General features: G+C 73.6%; 20 protein-coding genes. 18 read left to right on the top strand and 2 right to left on the bottom strand.

Features of this window, described 5'->3' with window-relative positions; all coding sequences use genetic code 11:
* Positions 1-12: 12 nt before the first annotated feature.
* From pgsA to dapF, 10 genes are all read left to right on the top strand, one after another.
* Positions 13-609: a CDP-diacylglycerol--glycerol-3-phosphate 3-phosphatidyltransferase gene (gene pgsA, locus V6N00_RS15750; RefSeq protein WP_334233807.1), complete on the top strand. Its 597-nt coding sequence runs from the start codon at positions 13-15 to the stop codon at positions 607-609.
* The gene (locus V6N00_RS15745; RefSeq protein WP_334233805.1) at positions 602-1,093 is read left to right on the top strand and encodes a CinA family protein; all 492 of its coding nucleotides are present in this window, start codon (positions 602-604) and stop codon (positions 1,091-1,093) included. The genes pgsA and V6N00_RS15745 overlap by 8 nt, the downstream gene beginning before the upstream one ends.
* A gap of 270 nt (positions 1,094-1,363) precedes the next feature.
* Entirely contained in the window at positions 1,364-1,801 is a 438-nt protein-coding gene (locus V6N00_RS15740; RefSeq protein ID WP_334233803.1) for a helix-turn-helix domain-containing protein, read from the top strand.
* 120 nt (positions 1,802-1,921) lie between these two features.
* Positions 1,922-2,143, top strand: a complete 222-nt coding sequence (locus tag V6N00_RS15735) for a DUF3046 domain-containing protein (RefSeq protein ID WP_334233801.1) — start codon at positions 1,922-1,924, stop codon at positions 2,141-2,143.
* 299 nt (positions 2,144-2,442) lie between these two features.
* Entirely contained in the window at positions 2,443-3,501 is a 1,059-nt protein-coding gene (gene recA, locus V6N00_RS15730) for a recombinase RecA (RefSeq protein WP_334233799.1), read from the top strand.
* Between the two features lie 112 nt (positions 3,502-3,613).
* The gene (locus V6N00_RS15725; protein ID WP_334233797.1) at positions 3,614-4,114 is read left to right on the top strand and encodes a regulatory protein RecX; all 501 of its coding nucleotides are present in this window, start codon (positions 3,614-3,616) and stop codon (positions 4,112-4,114) included.
* Between the two features lie 153 nt (positions 4,115-4,267).
* The gene (locus tag V6N00_RS15720; protein WP_334233795.1) at positions 4,268-5,725 is read left to right on the top strand and encodes an aggregation-promoting factor C-terminal-like domain-containing protein; all 1,458 of its coding nucleotides are present in this window, start codon (positions 4,268-4,270) and stop codon (positions 5,723-5,725) included.
* Between the two features lie 78 nt (positions 5,726-5,803).
* On the top strand, positions 5,804-7,351 hold the full coding sequence (miaB, locus tag V6N00_RS15715) for a tRNA (N6-isopentenyl adenosine(37)-C2)-methylthiotransferase MiaB (protein ID WP_334233793.1): 1,548 nt from the start codon (positions 5,804-5,806) through the stop codon (positions 7,349-7,351).
* An 84-nt stretch (positions 7,352-7,435) separates the two neighbouring features.
* Complete coding sequence (gene miaA / locus V6N00_RS15710; RefSeq protein WP_334233791.1) at positions 7,436-8,344, top strand: tRNA (adenosine(37)-N6)-dimethylallyltransferase MiaA; 909 nt, start codon at positions 7,436-7,438, stop codon at positions 8,342-8,344.
* Between the two features lie 87 nt (positions 8,345-8,431).
* Entirely contained in the window at positions 8,432-9,439 is a 1,008-nt protein-coding gene (dapF, locus tag V6N00_RS15705) for a diaminopimelate epimerase (protein ID WP_334233789.1), read from the top strand.
* A gap of 51 nt (positions 9,440-9,490) precedes the next feature.
* On the opposite strand, the gene V6N00_RS15700 is transcribed toward dapF, so the two are convergent.
* Positions 9,491-10,111, bottom strand: coding sequence for a class I SAM-dependent methyltransferase (locus V6N00_RS15700; protein WP_334233788.1), 621 nt, complete (start codon positions 10,109-10,111; stop codon positions 9,491-9,493).
* A 232-nt stretch (positions 10,112-10,343) separates the two neighbouring features.
* Here V6N00_RS15700 and hflX point away from each other — a divergent pair, with 232 nt between their 5' ends.
* Together hflX and V6N00_RS15690 are read left to right on the top strand one after the other, a co-directional pair.
* On the top strand, positions 10,344-11,978 hold the full coding sequence (gene hflX, locus V6N00_RS15695; RefSeq protein WP_334233785.1) for a GTPase HflX: 1,635 nt from the start codon (positions 10,344-10,346) through the stop codon (positions 11,976-11,978).
* 113 nt (positions 11,979-12,091) lie between these two features.
* The gene (locus V6N00_RS15690; RefSeq protein WP_334233894.1) at positions 12,092-14,146 is read left to right on the top strand and encodes an ATP-dependent DNA helicase; all 2,055 of its coding nucleotides are present in this window, start codon (positions 12,092-12,094) and stop codon (positions 14,144-14,146) included.
* 47 nt (positions 14,147-14,193) lie between these two features.
* On the opposite strand, the gene lexA is transcribed toward V6N00_RS15690, so the two are convergent.
* The gene (gene lexA / locus V6N00_RS15685) at positions 14,194-14,910 is read right to left on the bottom strand and encodes a transcriptional repressor LexA (RefSeq protein WP_416385102.1); all 717 of its coding nucleotides are present in this window, start codon (positions 14,908-14,910) and stop codon (positions 14,194-14,196) included.
* Between the two features lie 520 nt (positions 14,911-15,430).
* Between lexA and V6N00_RS15680 the strand changes: the two genes are divergently transcribed.
* The 6 genes from V6N00_RS15680 to V6N00_RS15655 all read left to right on the top strand — a co-directional run bounded on the left by V6N00_RS15680 (position 15,431) and on the right by V6N00_RS15655 (position 20,208).
* The gene (locus V6N00_RS15680; RefSeq protein ID WP_334233783.1) at positions 15,431-15,757 is read left to right on the top strand and encodes a LysM peptidoglycan-binding domain-containing protein; all 327 of its coding nucleotides are present in this window, start codon (positions 15,431-15,433) and stop codon (positions 15,755-15,757) included.
* A 132-nt stretch (positions 15,758-15,889) separates the two neighbouring features.
* Complete coding sequence (locus V6N00_RS15675) at positions 15,890-17,026, top strand: histidinol-phosphate transaminase (RefSeq protein ID WP_334233781.1); 1,137 nt, start codon at positions 15,890-15,892, stop codon at positions 17,024-17,026.
* Between the two features lie 171 nt (positions 17,027-17,197).
* Entirely contained in the window at positions 17,198-17,806 is a 609-nt protein-coding gene (hisB, locus tag V6N00_RS15670; RefSeq protein WP_334233779.1) for an imidazoleglycerol-phosphate dehydratase HisB, read from the top strand.
* Positions 17,803-18,441 (top strand): imidazole glycerol phosphate synthase subunit HisH, encoded by a 639-nt coding sequence (gene hisH, locus V6N00_RS15665; RefSeq protein WP_334233778.1) that lies wholly within the window; start codon positions 17,803-17,805, stop codon positions 18,439-18,441. Before hisB ends, hisH begins: the two co-directional genes overlap by 4 nt.
* 130 nt (positions 18,442-18,571) lie before the next feature.
* A complete protein-coding gene (gene priA / locus V6N00_RS15660; RefSeq protein ID WP_334233776.1) occupies positions 18,572-19,360 on the top strand; it encodes a bifunctional 1-(5-phosphoribosyl)-5-((5-phosphoribosylamino)methylideneamino)imidazole-4-carboxamide isomerase/phosphoribosylanthranilate isomerase PriA in 789 nt (262 codons plus the stop codon).
* Positions 19,357-20,208, top strand: coding sequence for an SseB family protein (locus V6N00_RS15655; protein ID WP_334233775.1), 852 nt, complete (start codon positions 19,357-19,359; stop codon positions 20,206-20,208). The genes priA and V6N00_RS15655 overlap by 4 nt, the downstream gene beginning before the upstream one ends.
* Positions 20,209-20,240 lie beyond the last annotated feature (32 nt).

Genomic DNA, 20,240 nt, shown 5'->3' with positions numbered 1-20,240 from the left:
TAGCCTTGACGGATGAGCACCCCGGCACCGCACACCTCCCCGGTCTCCTCCTGGAACCTGCCGAACGTGCTGACCGGCATCCGCATCGTGCTGGTGCCCGTGTTCATCGTGCTGCTGGCCGCCGACGGGGGAGCCCACGGCCTGCTGCGCTGGCTCGCGGCCGCGCTGTTCGTCGTCGCGATCTACACGGACAAGCTCGACGGTGACATCGCGCGGTCACGCGGGCTCGTGACGAACTTCGGCAAGATCGCCGACCCCATCGCCGACAAGCTGCTCACCGGCTCCGCACTGGTGATGCTCTCGGTCCTCGGCGAGCTGTGGTGGTGGGTCACCATCGTCATCCTGGTCCGCGAGTGGGGGATCACGGCCCTGCGTTTCTGGGTCATCCGCTACGGCGTCATGGCGGCGTCTGCGGGCGGCAAGCTCAAGACGGTGCTGCAGGCCGCCGCGATCATCCTGCTGCTCATGCCGCTCGGCACCGTCCTCGGCTCCTGGGCCCTGTGGTTCGGCTGGATCGTGATGGCCGCGGCCCTCGTCGTCACCGTCGTCACGGGCGTCGCCTACGTGCGGGACGCCCTCCGGCTGCGCCGCGAGGGCACGCGTGCCTGAGGCCGCCGGGTCGCGGGTCGAGCCCGGCCGGGTGATCGCGGCCGCGGTCGAACGCGGCCTGACCGTCGCCACCGCCGAGTCCTTGACCGGCGGTGCCGTGTGCGCGGCCCTCGTCGACGTGCCCGGCGCCTCCGCCGCCGTGCGCGGCGGCGTCGTGTCCTACCACCGGGACGTCAAGGTCGCCCTGCTCGGCGTCGACCCCGGCCGGTTGGCCTCTCACGGCGCCGTCGACCCGGAGGTGGCGGCACAGATGGCCGCCGGCGCCCGCACGGCGACCGGCGCCGACGTCGCCGTCGCGACCACCGGCGTCGCGGGCCCCGAGCCGCACGACGGCCAACCGGTCGGCACCGTCTGGATCGGGGTGGCCACCCACGCCGGGGCGAGCGCCGCCCTCCACCAGTTCGCGGGGGACCGGGACGCGGTCCGGGTCGCCGCGCGCGACGCCGCGCTGGCCGCCCTCCTCGAGGCCGTCGAGACCGTCTGATCGGCGTCGTCCTCCTGCTGCGGTGACGGGCGTCCCGCGGTCGCTCAGTCGACCCCCAGCTTCGCGCCAGTGGGCCCACAGCCCGCGCCCCTACGCTGGGGAGAACCCGGTGACGACCGGAGACGGATGACGTGGCCCCGGCCGAGCCGGAACAAAACATGACGTCAGACGGTTGTGATCAGTGAACCGGCGTCGAAAGCCCCGGTAGCATGGGATCACCGCGAGGCTGCGGCAGCGCGGGGTCCACCCCGAACAGGAGTTGACGCACAGATGGTGAAGGAACCCGTAACCGTGAACGGCGTCGTCCGTTGGCGCGACGTGGGTCTGGCCGACGACACGAAACACGACCAGAAGGAGCGCACGATGGTGCTGTTGCGCCACGAGATCGGCGATGTGCTGCGCGATGTCCGTCAACGCCAGGGCCGGACGCTCCGCGAGGTCAGCCATGACGCCCGGGTGTCGCTCGGCTACCTCAGCGAGGTGGAGCGAGGCCAGAAGGAAGCCTCCTCGGAACTGCTGTCCTCCATCTGCTCGGCGCTCGACGTCCCGCTGTCCCTCCTCCTGCGCGAGGTCAGCGACCGGCTCGCCGTCGCCGACGGGGTGACGGTCCCGGACACGGTGCCGACGGATCTGTCCCGCGAGTTCGTCACGGAGATCCCCGACGAGGTGCCCGAACAGTTCCGTACGATGTACTCCGGGCGCGTCTGAGCCCGACCACCAGGGACGACGCACGCCGTCCACCACGTACCCCGATGGGGCTCGCCGGCCGTCCGGCGGGCCCCATCGTCGCGCCGGGACCCTCCCGGCGAGCTCTCGACAGGAACGACGATGCGCACCAGCCACTTCTGGCGACTGATGGACGACGAGTTCGGCGTCGCCTACTCCCGCGTGCTCGCCCGGGACCTCGTGCTGTCGCGCCTCGGCGGCCGCAGCGTCGTGGACGCCATCGACACAGGCGCCGACCCGCGCGAGGTGTGGCTCGCCGTGTGCGACGCGCAGGACGTGCCCGAGTCCCGCCGTCTCGGCCGGGACATCCCGCCGCGCCGCTGAGGCCGCGTCTGATGCGCCCGGCCCCGGCCCATCGATCGAGGGGCAACACGCCGCGCCGAACCTTCGAATATCTGTTCGGATCGCAGTAGGCTCGACGTCAGAACGAGCAACCCGGCGGCAGGGCCCCACGCAGTCCGCGCCGGTCGTGCGGTGGGCGCCGTCGAGTCGTTGTCCACAGGCAGAACGGCTCCGCTGCTTTTGTCGGTGCCGCCGCCTAGCGTTGCAGACGTCGGATCCGCACCGGGTCCGCACCAGTCCGAAACACCTGGCCTCCGCGGCCACGACCGAAGAGGTGGAACATGCCGGCACCAGCCGACCGCCAGAAGGCCCTCGAGACCGCCCTCGCCCAGATCGACAAGCAGTTCGGCAAGGGCTCGGTGATGCGCCTCGGTGACGAGACGCGCGCCCCCATCGAGACCATCTCGACCAGCTCCATCGCCATGGACGTGGCCCTCGGCATCGGCGGCCTGCCCCGTGGCCGCGTGGTCGAGATCTACGGCCCCGAGTCCTCCGGTAAGACGACCGTGGCCCTGCACGCGGTGGCCAACGCCCAGCGCAACGGCGGCATCGCGGCGTTCATCGACGCCGAGCACGCCCTGGACCCCGACTACGCCCAGAAGCTCGGCGTCGACACCGACGCCCTGCTCGTCTCCCAGCCGGACACCGGTGAGCAGGCGCTCGAGATCATGGACATGCTGGTGGGCTCCGGCTCGCTCGACATCGTCGTCATCGACTCCGTCGCCGCCCTCGTGCCCCGTGCGGAGATCGAGGGCGAGATGGGTGACAGCCACGTCGGTCTGCAGGCCCGTCTGATGAGCCAGGCGCTGCGGAAGATCACCGGTCGCCTCAACCAGACGAAGACCACCGCCATCTTCATCAACCAGCTGCGTGAGAAGATCGGTGTGTTCTTCGGCAGCCCGGAGACCACCACCGGCGGCAAGGCGCTGAAGTTCTACGCGTCCGTCCGCATCGACGTGCGCCGCATCGAGACGCTCAAGGACGGCGCCAACCCGGTCGGCAACCGCACCCGGGCGAAGATCGTCAAGAACAAGATGGCGCCGCCCTTCAAGCAGGCCGAGTTCGACATCCTCTACGGCCACGGCATCTCCCGCGAGGGCGGCCTGATCGACATGGGCGTCGAGCACGGCCTGGTCAAGAAGTCCGGCGCCTGGTTCACCTACGACGGGGACCAGCTCGGGCAGGGCAAGGAGAACGCCCGGCAGTTCCTCAAGGACAACCCCGAGCTGGCCGACGAGCTGGAGCGGCGCATCCGCGAGAAGCTCGGCATCGGGGTCCGTGCCGAGGCGGAGCAGGACGCCCCGCAGCTGAAGGCGGTCGGGGACGACGACGGCTTCTGATCGACGGGGCGGCCGCCGGCGGCGCTCCCGCGAAGCGGGAGCGGGGGAGGACCCCGAGGCCCGCACCGCCCGCCGACCGGACACGCCGGACGCCGAGGCCGACCCGGAGGAGGTGGCACGCAGCATCGTGCTGCGGCAGCTCACCGGGTCGGCGAAGAGCCGGGCGCAACTCGCTCAGAAGCTCGCCGACCGCAACGTGCCCGACGATGCCGCCACCACGGTGCTCGACCGGTACGAGGAGCTCGGCCTGGTCGACGACGCGGAGTTCGCCCGCATGTGGGTCCGCAGCCGCGTCGAGTACCGGCACCTCGGCCGGTCCGCTCTGCGGCGCGAGCTGACGCTCAAGGGAGTGGACCGGGACACCGTCGCCGACGCCCTCGCCGACGTCAGCGACGAGCAGGAGTACGAGGGCGCACTCGCGCTCGTCCGCCGCAAGGTCACCGCCGCTGATCGGAGCCTGCTCGCCTCCGCTGACGGAGACCGCCACCGTGTGGTGCGGCGGCTCGTCAGCATGCTCGCCCGCAAGGGCTACCCGCCCGGGACCGCCTTCCGCGCCGTGAGCGAGGTGCTCGGCGCCGACGACGACGCGAGCGGGTTCGCCCCCGAGGACTGAGCAGCTGGAGGAGTCAGCAGTACCGGATCTTCGAGGACTGAGGCTCCGGATACGGCGCCCCGGGGTCCCGAGCACCGCTTTCGGCGTGTCTTCTCGGCGTGTCCCGCCCCGTTCGCGCGGTCGGGCGCGTGCGGCGACCTAGCCTGTGTGATCATGGTCACCGCCGATCGCCGGCGCGCGCGGCCGGGCCGACGGCCCGTCACCTGCGTCGTCGTCCTCTCCCTCGCCCTGGGCCTCGGGGTGCTCACTCCCGTGCCCGCCGCGCAGGCCGGTCCGGGCGCCTACCCGAGCTGGGACCAGGTGCGCCGGGCTCGGAAGAGCGAGGCCGACAAGGCACGAGAGATCGGCGTCGTGACCGCGCTGCTGGGCCGCCAGGAGGACGACGCCGCGCGGGCCGCCGACCTCGCCGTGCAGCGGCTCGCCGACCAGGCGGAGGCCCAGCAGGCCGCCGACGCCGCGCAGTACACGGCGGACGTCCTCCGGCAGCGACGTGACGACGCCGCCCGCCGACTGGCGTCCTCGTCCCGCGTCGTCGGGCTCCTCGCCGCCGCCGCCTGGCGCAACGCCGGGACGGCGACGATGCTCGTGGTGCCGCAGACCCTCGACCAGGCCCGCGAGCTCGGGGTCCTCCACGCCGTGCTCTCCCGAACGGGCCGCACCGTCGAGGACTACCGCTCCCGACTCAACGCCCTCGCCGCGCTCGAGGCGCAGGCCGGCGCGGCGCAGCAGGTGCGGGACCGTGCGGCGGACGCCGCGCGTCAGGCCCTGGCGGCCGCGGTCGCCGCCCAGCAGGAAGCCGCACGCATCGTCGCCGCCCAGCAGGCGCACCGAACCGAGCTCTACGCCCAGCTCGCCCTGCTGAAGGGCACCACGGCACGCGCCGAGATCTCCTACCGCGACGGGGTCCGCCGCGCGGAGGCCTACCGGGCGGCCCAGGCCGCCGCACGCGAGGCGGCCGCACGTCGTGCCCGCGAGGAAGCGGCCCAGCGGGCGGCCGCGGCACTGGCCGCACAACGGGCCGCCGCGCAGGCAGCCGCTCAGGCCGCCCAGCAGGCGCAGCAACAGGCGGCCCAACAGGCCCAGCAGGCCGCTCAGCAAGCAGCGCAGCAGGCGGCGCAACGTGCCGCCCAGCAAGCCGCCCAGCAGCAGGCAGCGCAACGAGCCGCTCAGCAGGCTGCTGCCCAGGAGGCCGCGCAGCAGCAGGCGCCGGCACCTGCCGCCCCCGCGCCTGCCGCCCCGCCCGCGCCGTCGGATACCGCCGTCGACCCGGCCCTGCTGACCACCGCGCCCACCGGGGCCGTCAACGACCCGGCCGCAGCGCAGGCCTGGGCCGCCTCCCTGCTCGGTGCCCACGGGTGGGGCCAGGACCAGATGGCCTGCCTCGTCCCGCTGTGGGACCGGGAATCCGGGTGGCAGACCACCGCCACCAACCCGTCGAGCCTCGCCTACGGCATCCCGCAGTCCCTCCCCGCCTCGAAACTGGCCAGCGCCGGTGCCGACTGGCTCACCAACTACCGCACCCAGGTGCAGTGGGGCCTCGGGTACATCGCCGACCGGTACGGCTCACCGTGCGGGGCCTGGGGCCACGAGCAGTCCGCCGGCTGGTACTGACACGCCCGGGGTCCGTCGAACCCGGTGTGCGGCCAGGGCACGTTCGGGCCGTCCCCGCCCGCTCGGTACGCTGGTGCGGTGAGTTCGACCGTGTCCACCGCCGCACCCGTCACGACCGAGGCCGAGGCGCCCCGCACCTACCAGGTCCGCACCTTCGGGTGTCAGATGAACGTCCACGACTCCGAGCGGATCAGCGGACTGCTCGACGCCGCCGGATACGTGCCCGTGCCCGAGACGGCCGGCGAGGGCGACGCGGACATCGTCGTCTTCAACACGTGCGCCGTGCGGGAGAACGCGGACAACAAGCTCTACGGCCACCTCGGCCAGCTCGTGGGCGCCAAGCGGTCCAACCCGCGCATGCAGGTGGCCGTCGGCGGCTGCCTCGCCCAGAAGGACCGCGACACCATCCTCGCGAAGTCGCCCGTCGTCGACGTCGTCTTCGGCACCCACAACATCGGCTCGCTGCCCACCCTGCTGGACCGGGCGCGCCACAACCAGCAGGCCGAGCTGGAGATCCTCGAGTCGCTCGACGTGTTCCCCTCGACGCTGCCCACGCGGCGCGAGTCCGTGCACTCGGGCTGGGTGTCGATCTCGGTCGGCTGCAACAACACGTGCACGTTCTGCATCGTGCCGTCGCTGCGCGGCAAGGAGCGGGACCGCCGGCCCGGTGACATCCTCGCCGAGGTGCGGGCCCTGGTCGACGACGGCGCCGTCGAGGTCACCCTGCTCGGCCAGAACGTCAACTCCTACGGCGTCGAGTTCGGTGAGCGCGGCGCGTTCGCGGACCTGCTGCGCGCCTGCGGCACCGTCGACGGGCTGGAACGGGTGCGCTTCACGAGCCCGCACCCGGCGGCCTTCACGGACGACGTCATCGACGCGATGGCCGAGACCCCCAACGTCATGCCGCAGCTGCACATGCCGCTGCAGTCCGGCAGCGACGCCGTCCTGAAGGCGATGCGCCGGTCCTACCGCTCCACCCGGTTCCTCGGCATCCTCGACAAGGTGCGCGACCGGCTTCCGCACGCGGCCATCACGACGGACATCATCGTCGGCTTCCCCGGCGAGACGGAGGAGGACTTCCAGGCCACGCTCGACGTCGTCGAGGCCTCCCGCTTCTCGTCCGCGTTCACGTTCCAGTACTCGATCCGCCCCGGCACCCCGGCGGCCACGATGGACCACCAGGTGCCCAAGGCCGTCGTCCAGGAGCGGTACGAGCGGCTCATCGCGCTGCAGGAACGCATCAGCGGCGAGGAGAACCGGGCCCTGGTCGGCAGCACCGCCGAGGTCATGATCACCGCGGCGACCGGCGCGAAGGCCGACGCCACCGGCCGGGTGTCGGGCCGGGCCCGGGACAACCGGCTCGTGCACGTCGCGGTCCCCGCCGGCGCCGGAGTGCCGCGACCGGGGGACATGGTCACCGTCCCGATCACCGCGGCCGCGCCGTACCACCTCATCGCCGACCCCGTGGCCGACCAGTACGCCCTGCGCCGCACCCGCGCCGGCGCCGCGTGGGACCGCGCCCAGGCCGAGTCGTGCGGTGTGCCCGTCCCGGCGTCGGCCGGCGCGGCGAACGGCCGGGCCGGCGCCGTTGCGCTGGGCATGCCCGGGCTGCCCGGCCGGGCCTGAGCGTCGTGCCCGCCGGCCGTGACCACGCCGCTGGGCGTGCCCGTCGTGAACAGCCCGTCCTGAGCTGCCGGCCGTGAGCGGGCGATGACGGAGCGGCCGCCGGTCATCGCCGTCGTCGGGCCGACCGGCACCGGCAAGTCCGACCTCGCCGTGGACCTGGCCCTCGCGCTGGACGGCGAGATCGTCAACGCCGACGCGCTGCAGTTCTACCGCGGTATGGACGTCGGCACCGCGAAGCTGCCGGTCGGCGAGCGGCGAGGCGTCCCGCACCACCTGCTCGACGTGCTCGACGTGACCGACGAGGCCTCCGTCGCGACCTATCAGCAGCAGGCCCGCGCCGCGATCGACGAGATCACCGAGCGCGGTCACCGCGTCGTCCTCGTCGGTGGCTCGGGGCTATACGTGCGGGCGGCCCTGGACCGGCTGGAGCTGCCCGGTACCGATCCCGCGATCCGGGCGCGCCTCGAGGCGGAGGCCGAGGCCTCCGGGCTGGACGCGCTGCGCACCCGCCTGGCCGCCGTCGACCCGGTCGCCGCGGGACGCCTGCACGATGCGCGCCGCGTGATCCGGGCCCTCGAGGTGCACGAATTCACGGGCCGGACGTTCAGCTCCTTCATGCCCGACCGCCAGTACGTGCGTCCCACCGTCCAGCTCGGGCTGCGACTGCCGACCCCGGCGCTGCGGGACCGGCTCGACGCCCGCGTGCACGCGATGGTCGAGCAGGGTCTGGCCGAGGAGGTCGCGCGGCTCGACGCCGCCGGCCTGCGGCACGGCCGCACCGCCTCCCGCGCCATCGGCTACGCCCAGTTCCTCGCCGTCGCCGACGGCACGATGACCGAAGCGGATGCGATCGCCGATACCGTCACCGCCACCCAGCGGTTCGCCAAGCGGCAGCGCACGTGGTTCGGCGCCGACCCGCGCCTCCACTGGCTCGACGTCGACCGCACCGATCGGGCCGGCCTCCTCGACGCCGCCCTCGCGCACCTGCGCTGACCCCGTCCGCGACTGCTCCCCCCGAGAAGTCCGATGCGGACGTCCCTCCACGAGCCGGCGGGAAGGCCCGGGCGCTACGCTGGAACCATGCCCTCCGCCACGCCGGCCTCTGCCACGCCCGACGCCGATTCCGCGGCGGCACCGTCGCCGAACGCGGTGCACGACGACGTCCTGGCCCGCGCCGCGGAGCGCTGGGCCGGCGTCACCCTGACCAAGGGTCACGGCACCGGCAACGACTTCGTCCTCCTTGCGGATCCCGACGGCACCCGCCCCGTGGACGAGCCCACCGCGGCCGCCCTGTGCGACCGCCACCGCGGTATCGGCGCCGACGGGATGATCCGCGCCGTCCCGTCCCGCCTGCTGCCCGAGGGCCGTGCGCTGCTCGAGGCCGAGCCGGCCGCCGAGTGGTTCATGGACTACCGCAACGCGGACGGTTCCCTGTCGGAGATGTGCGGCAACGGGGTCCGGGTATTCGCCGAGTTCGTGCGCCGCGAGGGCCTGGCCACCGTCGAGCCCGGCCAGGTGCTGCCCGTCGGCACCCGCGCCGGCGTCAAGTACGTCCGGGTCGTCGACGGCGGGTACGCCGTGGACATGGGACCGTGGACCCTCATCGACGCGGCCACCGCGCAGGAGCGGGGCACCGACGCGCTGGTGCGCACGAACGGCGTCGACGTCGACCGGCCCGCCGTCTCCATCAGCATGGGCAACCCGCACACCGTCGTCGCGCTCGCCTCGACCGACGAGCTGGACGCGCTCGCACTCGTGCGCGCGCCGAGCGTCGACCCGCTGCCGCCCGCCGGCACCAACGTCGAGTTCGTCGTGCCGGCCGACCCGCTCGTGGCTGCCGACGGCGTCGCCGCCCTGGCGATGCGGGTGCACGAGCGCGGCGTGGGGGAGACCCAGTCGTGCGGCACCGGAGCCTGTGCCGCGGCCGCGGCCATCCGCTTCTGGGCCGGCACGGGCGCGCCCGACCGGTACACCGTCGCCGTCCCGGGTGGCGTCGTCGGCGTGGCGTTCACCCCCGCGGCGGACGGCACCGAGCACGTCGAACTGAGCGGTCCGGCGGTGCTGGTGGGACGCGTCGACCTGCTCTGATCGGTCTCCGACGCTCTGATCGGTCTCCGACGCGACAGCCCGAAGCAGCTCTCAGTCGGCGCGGACGACCTCGATGAGCCGGAAGCCCTTGTCGGTGGTGGCGCGGTCCACCGTGAACGCGTCGCCGTGTCGCTCGGACAGGGTGTCGCTGAGCCAGCGCTGCAGCGAGTCCGCGCCGAGGTTCTTCTGCACGACGAGCAGCGCCGTCCCGCCCGGCGCCAGCCGCGGCACCCAGGTGGTCAGCAGGTCGTGCAGCACGGCCTTGCCCACCCGGATCGGAGGGTTGGACCAGATCAGGTCGAACTCCTCGCCGGCGGGCACCTCGTCCGGCTCGGCGGCACGGATCCGGTCCAGCCCGAGCGTCGCGGCGTTGCGCCGCACGAGCTCGAGCGCCCGCGTGTTGACATCGACGGCGACGACGTCGGCCTCGGGGGAGCGCAGCGCGAGCGTGAGCGCCATCGGCCCCCATCCGCAGCCGAGGTCGAGGAAGCGCCCGGTGGCCGGCGGCTCGGGGGCGTGCTTGAGCAGCACGGCGGTGCCCTTGTCGACGGCGTCGGGGCTGAAGACACCGCCGGCCGTGCTGACGGTGACCGTGCGATCGGCCAGGGTGACGGTCACGGGGCGGACCGTCAGGGGGCCGGAGGGCTGCGCGGAGAAGTAGTGCTCGGACATCGGTCCCAGCGTAGCGATCCACCCGGGCGACGCCGGACGCGGCCGGGCGGCGCGATCCGCCCGACGGCGTGGAAGGACCGGGAAGAGACCCGCCGGCGTCGACGTTGACGCCTGTGGAGAATCCGTCCCGTCCGACGGGGTGGCGACTACCATGGAGATACCCGGCTGCACCGCCACGAACCTCATCACGACGAATCGCGGATGCGCCGGACGGCAGAGCATCAAGGAGACCATGACCCACCCCCGACAGCCCACCACGTCCACTCCGGCCCGCGAACTGGGTCCCGAGGACATGCAGGGCGTCATCGATCGCATCCTGGCCCGGGAGGACGCCGTCACCGACGCCGGTGGCCGCACCCACCGCAACGGCAACCCCGGCGCAGCCGGCAACAACACCGCCGGGAACCACGCGGCCGGCAACAACACGGCCGACCGCATCCTCGACCGCCGTGCCCTGGCCCTCGCCGAGGGTCAGGAGGACCGCACCGACTACGACGGCGACCAGGACGACCGCGCCGATCGGCGCGCACTCCGCCGCGTCGCGGGGCTGTCCACCGAACTCGAGGACGTCACCGAGGTCGAGTACCGGCAGTTGCGCCTCGAGCGCGTCGTGCTCGCCGGCCTGTGGACCGCCGGCACCGCCGCGGACGCCGAGAACTCCCTGCGCGAACTCGCCGCGCTCGCCGAGACCGCCGGCTCCGAGGTGCTCGACGGCATCGTCCAGCGCCGCCTGACGCCGGATCCCGGCACCTTCCTCGGCTCCGGCAAGGCGGAGGAACTGCGCGCCATCGTCGCATCGTCCGGCGCCGACACCGTCGTCGTCGACTCCGAGCTCTCCCCGTCCCAGCGGCGTGGGCTCGAGGACATCGTCAAGGTCAAGGTCATCGACCGGACGGCCCTGATCCTCGACATCTTCGCCCAGCACGCCAAGTCGCGCGAGGGCAAGGCGCAGGTCGAGCTCGCGCAGCTGGAGTACCTGTTGCCGCGCCTGCGTGGCTGGGGCGAGTCGATGTCCCGGCAGGCCGGTGGGCGCGTGGGCGTCGCCGGTGGCGGTATCGGCTCCCGTGGTCCCGGTGAGACGAAGATCGAGCTGGACCGGCGCCGCATCCGCACGCGCATGGCCAAGCTGCGCCGCCAGATCGCGGCGATGGAACCGGCCCGGGTGACCAAGCGCGGCAATCGGCGCCGCAACGAGGTGCCCTCGGTCGCCATCGCCGGGTACACCAACGCCGGCAAGTCCTCGCTGCTGAACCGGCTCACCGACGCCGGTGTGCTCGTCGAGAACGCCCTGTTCGCGACCCTGGACCCGACCGTGCGCAAGGCCGAGACCGACGACGGCATCGGCTACACGCTCGCCGACACCGTCGGTTTCGTCCGGTCCCTGCCCACCCAGCTCGTCGAGGCGTTCCGGTCCACGCTCGAGGAGGTCGCCGACGCGGACGTCATCCTGCACGTCGTCGACGCCTCGCACCCCGACCCGGAGGGGCAGATCGCCGCGGTCCGCGAGGTCCTCGCCGAGGTCGACGCGCGGGACATCCCGGAGATCATCGTCCTGAACAAGGCGGACGCCGCCGACGAGTTCACCCTCGAGCGGCTGCGCCGGCGCGAGCCGTCGAGCATCGTCGTCTCCGCCCGCACCGGGAAGGGCATTGCCGAGCTGAAGGAACGGATCGCCGCCACGATCCCGCGGCCGGACCAGGCGCTCGACCTGCTCGTCCCGTACGAGCGGGGCGACGTCCTCTCGCGACTGCACGGGCCGGACGCGCAGATCGTCACCCTGCACCACGATCCCGACGGGACGCGCTTGACCGTGCGGGTGCGGGCCGGGCTGCGGCCCCTGCTCGACCCGTTCGTCGTGACCGCGTGAGCGCCGACGCCGCCCCGCGCACCGGGAAGGCCCAACGCGGTACCGACCAGCGCGGCAAGGGGCGGGCCGATGCGGGCGCCGCCGACGCCGGCCCGACCGCCTCGGCGACCGCGCTGCTCGACGCCGCGGTCGCCGGTCTGGGCGGTGAGCGCCGCGACGGGCAGCGCGCGATGCTCGAGCACGTCGAGTCGGCGATCGCCGACGGTCGGCACCTGCTCGTGCAGGCGGGCACCGGCACCGGCAAGTCCCTGGCGTACCTGGTCCCGCTGATCCGGCACGCCCTCGACGCGGACCGGCCCGTGCTCGTGGCCACCGCGACGCTCGCCCTGCAGTCCCAGATCGTCGGCCGTGACCTGCCCCGGCTGCTCGACGCCCTCGCACCCGAACTGGACCGGCCGATCGACGTCGCCCTCGTCAAAGGGCGCGGCAACTACGTGTGCCGGCACAAGCTCGACGGCGGCTTCCCCGCCGAGGAGGACCCGGCCGACACCCTCTTCAGCCTCGCAGCGGACACGGCCGCCCCGCACCCGGGGGCCTCCCGCAACGACACCGGGCGCGCCGACGGCCCGATCAGCGCGCTCGGCAGGGAGATCACCCGCCTGCGGGAGTGGGCCGAGAAGACCGACACCGGGGACCGCGACGAGCTGCGCCCTGGCGTGTCCGAACGCGCGTGGCGCCAGGTGTCGGTCAGCGCCATGGAGTGCATCGGCGCGCAGCGGTGCCCCGTGGCCGCCGAGTGCTTCAGCGAGCGGGCCCGGCAGCGCGGCGCCGAGGCCGACGTCGTCGTCACCAATCACGCGATGCTCGCGATCGACGCCTTCGAGGGCCTGGCCGTGCTGCCGGACTACGACGTCGCCGTCATCGACGAGGCCCACGAACTGGCCGACCGGGTGACCGGCGCTGTGACCGGTCAGCTCTCCTCCACGATGGTGCACACCGCCGCGACCGCCGCGCGCCGCCACACTGCGATCGACGTCACCGCCCTGCACGAGGCCGCCGACGGCTTCGACGCCGCCCTGGCGACCGCCCCGACCGGGCTGCTCGCGCGCGGACTCGACGAGGAGGCGGCGACCGCCGTCAACCGGATGCTGGCCGCGACCCGCGCCGCGCTCTCCGATTCGAAGCCCACGCAGGGCGCGGCGGCCGACGGCGGCCGGCAGATGGCCCGCTCCCGCCTCACCCAGGTGCACGACGTGGCCGAGCGCCTGCTCGCCGCCGCGCCCGCCAGCGACGCGGTGTGGGTCTCCCGCCCGGGGCACTGGTCGCCGCAGACCGGCTACGCCGAGGCGGACCCGACCGATCCCGCGACCCTGACGATCGCGCCGCTCTCGGTGGCCGGGCGCCTGCGCGACGGCCTGTTCGCCGACCGGACCGTCGTGCTCACGTCCGCGACCCTGGCCATCGGCGCCGCGTTCGAGCCCGTCGCCGGCGCGCTCGGGCTGCAGGGCGCCGGCGCTCCGGCCTGGACCGGCGTCGACGTCGGCTCCCCGTTCGACTATCCGCGCCAGGGCGTGCTCTACGTGGCCAAGCACCTGCCGCGGCCCTCGCAGGGCATCTCCCCGGCCGCCCTCGAGGAGCTGGAGGCTTTGATCCGGGCGTCCGGCGGTGGCGCCCTGGGACTGTTCTCGGCCCGCCGCGCCGCCGAGCAGGCGGCCGACGTGCTGCGCGAGAAGCTCGACGTGCCGATCCTGTGCCAGGGGGAGGGCAGCACGGCGGCGCTCATCGAGCAGTTCGCCGCGGATCCCGACACCTGCCTGTTCGGCACCATGTCGCTGTGGCAGGGCGTCGACGTGCCCGGGCCCGCGTGCCGGCTCGTCGTCATCGACAAGATCCCGTTCCCCCGGCCGGACGACCCGCTCTCGACGGCGCGCACCCGTGCGGTCGCCGGGGCCGGCGGCAACGGCTTCATGGCCGTCGCGGCCTCCCATGCCGCCGTGCGCCTCGCTCAGGGGGCGGGTCGGTTGATCCGCAGCCGCGGGGATCGCGGTGTCGTCGCCGTCCTGGACTCGCGGCTCGCGACGGCGGGCTACGGCGGTTTCCTGAGGGCGTCGCTGCCGCCGTTCTGGACCACGACGGACCGCGACGTGGCCCTGGCCGCACTGGAGCGGCTCGCGGCGGCCGATGCCGGTGCCGCGACGAACACGTCGGGAGCTGAGGCGGCGAGCTGAGCTCGCGGAACTTCGCGCGAGGGGCCGAGCGCCTCGCGCCCGAGTGACTAGAGCGCGCGCACCACGGAGACGACCTTGCCCATCACGGTGGCGTGGTCGCCGAGAATCGGCTCGTACTGGGTGTTCTGGGGGAGCAGCCAGGTGTGGCCGTCGCGCTGCCGGAAGGTCTTGACCGTCGCCTCGTCGTCGAGCAGCGCGGCCACGATGTCGCCGTTCTCCGCGGCGTTCTGCCGCCGCACCACGACCCAGTCGCCGTCGCAGATGGCCGCGTCGATCATCGAGTCACCGGCGACCTGCAGCATGAACAGTTCCCCATGCCCGACGAGGCGGCGCGGCAGCGGCATGACGTCCTCGACCTGCTGGTCGGCCAGGATCGGGCCACCGGCGGCGATCCGCCCCACGAGCGGGACCATCGCGGTGTCGGTGGCCGACGGGGCCAGCGGCGTGGGAGCGAGTACGGCCGCGTCGGCGTCGCCGGCGGGAACGGGCTCCTCGGCCAGCGTCAGGGGGATGAGCACCTCCATGGCGCGCGGTCGCTTGGGGTCGCGGCGCAGGTAGCCGAGGCGCTCGAGCTGGCCCAGCTGGTGCGTGACGCTCGAGAGGCTGGCCAGCCCGACGGTGTCGCCGATCTCCCGCATGGACGGCGGATAGCCCTTGGCCGTGACGGAGCGCTGGATGGTCTCGAGGATCTTCTGCTGACGGGCGGTCAGGCCCCGGGTCCCTGCGCTTCGCTGCACGTCGGTCTGTCCTCTCACGGTCCCGATGTCACGGCCCACGAGCGGTGGCGGAATCGGCTCTCGGCAGTTCTGTCGGTGGCGGTTGGTGCACTGGGAACCAAACCGGCTCCCTGCGCCTCACGGTAGGGGAGCAGGGGAGCGTTTTCAAACACATGTTCTAGCGAGTCTCGACATCGTTCGATGATCAGTGCTAGAAATGGACCAGAACAGATTCGAAGATGTGTTCGAACGCGGTGAACGGCCGCGGCGGATGCATCCCGGGTCCCCGACCGAGGAGGCTGGCATGTCGACCCACGTCCTGCACGCACCGAGCTTCACCCTGTCTCTCCACCGCAGCCCGCGCGCGGCTGCCACCGCAGCGCGGCCCGCGGTCCGCAGCGTCCGGCGTCCGGCACCCGCTCCTCTGCGGGCCGTCCGTCCGCGCGTCGCACAGGCGGCGGCTGCGCGGACCGCCCCGGCCCGTGTCGCCGCTGCGCGTCCGGCTGGTGCGGCGCATCCGACCGCGGCGCGTCCGGCCGTGGTCCCTGCTGCCGCCGCGTCCCGCCGCGTGTCGCGGTCGCCGCTGCATCTGACGCGGCGGGGCCGGCTCGTCTTCGTCGGCCTGCCGGTGCTGCTCGCCGTGGCCGTCCTGCTGACGGTGGTCGGGGTGTTCACGACGGCGCCGGCGGCGGCCGAACAAGGAGTCCGGCAGGTGCCGTCGACGCCCGCCGTGCAGGTGACGGTCCAGCCGGGTCAGTCCCTGTGGCAGGTGGCGGCCGAGAACGCGCACGGGCGTGACACCCGGGACGTCGTCGCGAAGATCGTCAGCCTCAACGGGTTGAGCGGGGACCACATCGACGCCGGCCGCAAGCTCTACATTCCGCTCGGCTCCTGACGGGCGTCTCGCGCCGTGAGTGGGGGCGCTGCCCGTGGCCGGCGCGCTGTGAGTCTCCCGCGCGCAGCCCGCGTGCGGGATCACGACAACGGCGATTCGCGGGCGCCCGGGCGGCTTTCCTAGACTGGGACGGTGAATCCCACGAGCGCCGAGGAACGACTGGAGCGCCTGAACGCGCTGCCGCTGCGCGAGAATCTGCGGGGTACCGTCCCCTACGGGGCACCGCAGATCGACGTGCCGATCCAACTGAACGTCAACGAGAACACGCATCCGTTGCCGACGGCCGTGCGGGAGGCGATCGTCACGGGCGTCGAGGGCACCCTCGAGACCCTCAACCGGTACCCCGACCGGGAGTTCACCACGATGCGCGAGAGTCTGGCCCGCTACCTCGGGCACGGGCTGACCGCGGATCGGCTGTGGGCGGCGAACGGGTCCAACGAGGTGCTGCAGCAGATCCTCCAGGCGTTCGCCGGGCCCGGCCGGACGCTGATGAGCTTCCCGCCCACGTACTCCATGTATCCGCTCCTGGCCGCGGGGACCGACACCGGCTACATCGCCGGGACCCGGGAGGCGGACTTCACGCTCACCGCCGAGTCCGCCGCGGCCCAGGTGCGGGAGCACGCTCCGGACGTCGTCATCGTCTGCAGCCCGAACAACCCCACGGGCACGTCCACCGGCCTCGATGTCATCGAGGCGGTCTACGCGGCGACGGAGGCCACCCGATCCATGGTGATCGTCGACGAGGCCTACGCTGAGTTCGCCCACACCGGCACGCCCAGCGCCCTCGAGCTGCTGCCGGGCCGGGAACGCCTGATCATCTCGCGCACCATGAGCAAGGCCTTCGGCATGGCCGGCACGCGCCTGGGCTACATGGCCGCCGCCCCCGAGGTCACGGACGCGCTGCGCCTCGTCCGGCTGCCGTACCACCTCTCGGCCGTCACCCAGGCGGTGGCCCTGGCGGCCCTCGCCCACGCCGACGCGCTGCTCGCCACCGTCGAGGACATCAAGGCCCAGCGGGACCGCATCGTCGACGGTCTGGACCGGCTCGGGCTGACGCCCACTCCGTCGGACTCGAACTTCGTCCTCTTCGGCCCGCTGCAGGATCCGGAGGCGGTGTGGCACGGCCTGCTCGACGCCGGCGTCATCATCCGCGACATCGGCCTGCACGGCCGGCTGCGGGTCAGTGCCGGCACCGAGGCCGAGACCAGCGCCTTCCTCGACCGGATGCAGGAGCTGGCCGACGCCGGCATCGCCGTCCCCGCGCCCTGACCACGGGAGCCCGGCCAGCCCGGCCACCCGCACCGGCACGGTGCGAGGGCGTCGCCCGATATCGACCGACACTGCCGGCCCAGGCTCCACGGAGTGTCCGCGGGACCGCTCGCTAGACTCGACCCGTCCCCTCCGACCCCGTCACCATCTGCGTGACCACGAAGGACTGCCATGAGCACCCCATCCCGGACCGCCCGCCGCGAACGCACGACGAGCGAGTCGTCCGTGACGGTCGAGGTCAACCTCGACGGCACGGGTGAGGCCCGGATCGACACGACCGTGCCGTTCTACGACCACATGCTGACCGCGCTGGCCAAGCACTCCTTGATCGACCTGACGGTCCAGGCGAGCGGCGACACCCACATCGACGTGCACCACACGGTCGAGGACGTCGCCATCACGCTCGGCGAGGTGCTGCGCGAGGCACTCGGCGACAAGGCCGGCATCCGCCGCTTCGGCGAGGCCACCGTGCCGCTGGACGAAGCCCTCGCCCGGGCCGTCGTCGACATCTCCGGCCGCCCCTACCTCGTGCACACCGGCGAGCCCGCCGGCCAGGAGTACCACCTCATCGGCGGCCACTTCACCGGCTCCCTGACCCGGCACGTGTTGGAGGCCATCGCGCTGCACGCGCACATCTGCCTGCACATGACGGTGCTCGGCGGCCGCGACCCGCACCACATCGTCGAGGCCCAGTTCAAGGCGCTCGCCCGCGCGCTGCGTGTCGCCGTCGAGCCCGACCCGCGGGTGAGCGGCATTCCCTCGACCAAGGGCGCCCTGTGAGCGGCAGACCCAGCGTCACCGTCCTGGACTACGGATCCGGGAACATCCGCTCGGCCGTGCGTGCCCTGGAACGCGTCGGCGCCGACGTCACCCTCAGCCGCGACCCGGCGGACGTGACCGAGGCCGCGGGCCTCGTCGTCCCGGGCGTCGGCGCGTTCGAGGCCGTCATGACCGGCCTGCGGGCGGTCGACGCGCCCCGCCTGATCGGGCGGCGGATCGCGGGCAACCGGCCGGTCCTCGGCATCTGCGTCGGCATGCAGGTGATGTTCGACCGCGGCGTCGAGCACGGCGTGCCGACCGCCGGCCTGGGGGAGTGGCCCGGCACCGTCGAGCGGCTCGCCGCCGACGTCGTCCCGCACATGGGCTGGAACACCGTCGAACCCCCCGCCGACAGCACCCTCTTCGCGGGCCTGGCCGACGAGCGCTTCTACTTCGTGCACTCCTACGGGGTCCAGGAGTGGGCGTTCGACGTGACCATCCCCGCCATGGCGCCGCCGCGCGTCACGTGGAGCCGGCACGGCGGCCCGTTCATCGCCGCGGTGGAGAACGGCCCGCTCTCGGCCACCCAGTTCCACCCCGAGAAGTCCGCCGACGCCGGCGCGCAGCTGCTGAGCAACTGGCTCGGCACGCTGTAGGGGGCGCGGGACTCGGGAGCCGCCCCGCCCGCTGTGGCACCCCGACCTCCACGAGCACCACGAGCGCGCCGAGCACCACGAGCACGACGAGCACCACGACCGGCATCCGCCGGAGAAGACGAGGACACGCATGAGCACCACCCCCGAGGGCCCTGCCGCCGAGGCCCCCGCCGAGACGGCCGGCACGAGCGAGCACCGGCTGGTCCTGCTGCCGGCGGTCGACGTCGCCGACGGGCAGGCCGTGCGGCTCGTCCAGGGCGAGGCCGGAAGCGAGACCGCGTACGGGGACCCGGTCGACGCCGCCCGGCAGTGGCAGGACGCCGGCGCCGAGTGGGTGCACCTCGTCGACCTCGACGCCGCCTTCGGCCGCGGCTCCAACCGGGACCTGCTGGCCCGGGTCGTCGAGAACCTCGACGTGAAGATCGAGCTGTCCGGCGGCATCCGCGACGACGCCTCCCTCGACCAGGCCCTCGAGCTCGGCGCCACCCGGGTCAACCTCGGCACCGCCGCCCTCGAGAACCCGGAATGGACCGCGGCCGCGATCGAGAAGTACGGCGACGCGATCGCCGTCGGCCTCGACGTGCGCGGCACCACGCTGGCCGCCCGCGGCTGGACCCGCGAGGGTGGCGACCTGTGGGAGGTGCTGGCCCGGCTCGAGGACGCCGGCTGCGCCCGCTACGTCGTCACGGACGTCACCAAGGACGGCACCATGCGCGGACCCAACCTCGACCTGCTCGGCGAGGTCATCACCCGCACCGGCAAGCCCGTCGTCGCCTCCGGCGGCATCTCCTCCCTCGCCGACCTGACGGCGCTGCGCACCCTCGTCCCGCGGGGCCTCGAGGGCGCCATCGTGGGCAAGGCGCTGTACGCGGGCGCCTTCACGCTGCCCGAGGCGCTGGACGTCGCCGGCCGCCCGTGAGCCGTGAGCTGCCCGGGCACATCCGGGCGCTGCTGGACGCCGCCGGTGGGCCCGCCGACTCGGCCGGTGTGCCCTGGGCCGGGCGCGACCTCGCCGGATCCGTCCCCGCGACCGCGGAACACGCCGGTGACGACGGCCTCGCCGACGCCCGCGTGGCCGCGGCCCTGGACGCCCTCCGTGCCGGCCGCGCCGGGGAGGCCGCCGTCGTCGACGCGCTGCGGGACGCCCGGATCTTCGTGCCGCTGATCGCCAGCGTCGCCGGGGACGCGAACGATCCGGTCCCGGTCTCCGACAAGGAGGCCGACCTGTCGCTGGTGACCATTGCCGCGCCCGACGGCCGCACCGCGCTGCCGGTCTTCACGTCCGTCGACGCGTTGCGCGCCTGGCACCCCGACGCGAGGCCGATCCCCACCTGGGCACCGCGCGCCGCCCTGTCCGCGGCCGCCGAGGACGCCCAGCTGATGGTGCTCGACCCCGGCGGCGCCGTCAGCTTCGTGGTCCGGCGGCCCGCACTGTGGGCCCTCGCGCAGCAGAAGCCCTGGACGCCGTCGTACGCCGACCCCGCCGTCGCCGCCGCCGCACGCGGTGTTACAGTGAGCGAGCCCGCCGTCCTGCAGGTCGACTGCGCGGCGGGCCGGGGCGTGGTCAGCGCCGACCGGAACGGGGCCCGGATCGCCGGAGGCGGTCCCGGCCCGGAGCTGCGCATCGGTCTCACCCTGCGCTCCGGTCTCGACCGACACGAACTCGACGCCGTCGTGCGTCGCATCCAGGAGCGCCTGGCCGCCGACCCCGTGTTCGCCGACGGCGTCGATTCCATCGAGATGCGGATCGTGGCCGCTCCCGCCTGACCCGCGCCGTCGAGCCCGGGATGAGAGGACAG

The organism is Tersicoccus mangrovi, assembly GCF_036881825.1.
GTDB lineage: Bacteria > Actinomycetota > Actinomycetes > Actinomycetales > Micrococcaceae > Tersicoccus > Tersicoccus mangrovi.
This window is presented reverse-complemented; position numbering and strand designations above follow the sequence as displayed.

Excerpts from the sequence above, each read along its gene's own strand:
- pgsA (WP_334233807.1), top strand. The coding sequence starts at position 13 with ATGAGCACCCCGGCACCGCACACCTCCCCGGTCTCCTCCTGGAACCTG.
- V6N00_RS15740 (WP_334233803.1), top strand. The coding sequence starts at position 1,364 with ATGGTGAAGGAACCCGTAACCGTGAACGGCGTCGTCCGTTGGCGCGAC.
- V6N00_RS15735 (WP_334233801.1), top strand. The coding sequence starts at position 1,922 with ATGCGCACCAGCCACTTCTGGCGACTGATGGACGACGAGTTCGGCGTC.
- recA (WP_334233799.1), top strand. The coding sequence starts at position 2,443 with ATGCCGGCACCAGCCGACCGCCAGAAGGCCCTCGAGACCGCCCTCGCC.
- V6N00_RS15720 (WP_334233795.1), top strand. The coding sequence starts at position 4,268 with ATGGTCACCGCCGATCGCCGGCGCGCGCGGCCGGGCCGACGGCCCGTC.
- miaA (WP_334233791.1), top strand. The coding sequence starts at position 7,436 with ATGACGGAGCGGCCGCCGGTCATCGCCGTCGTCGGGCCGACCGGCACC.
- dapF (WP_334233789.1), top strand. The coding sequence starts at position 8,432 with ATGCCCTCCGCCACGCCGGCCTCTGCCACGCCCGACGCCGATTCCGCG.
- V6N00_RS15700 (WP_334233788.1), bottom strand. The coding sequence starts at position 10,111 with ATGTCCGAGCACTACTTCTCCGCGCAGCCCTCCGGCCCCCTGACGGTC.
- hflX (WP_334233785.1), top strand. The coding sequence starts at position 10,344 with ATGACCCACCCCCGACAGCCCACCACGTCCACTCCGGCCCGCGAACTG.
- hisB (WP_334233779.1), top strand. The coding sequence starts at position 17,198 with ATGAGCACCCCATCCCGGACCGCCCGCCGCGAACGCACGACGAGCGAG.
- priA (WP_334233776.1), top strand. The coding sequence starts at position 18,572 with ATGAGCACCACCCCCGAGGGCCCTGCCGCCGAGGCCCCCGCCGAGACG.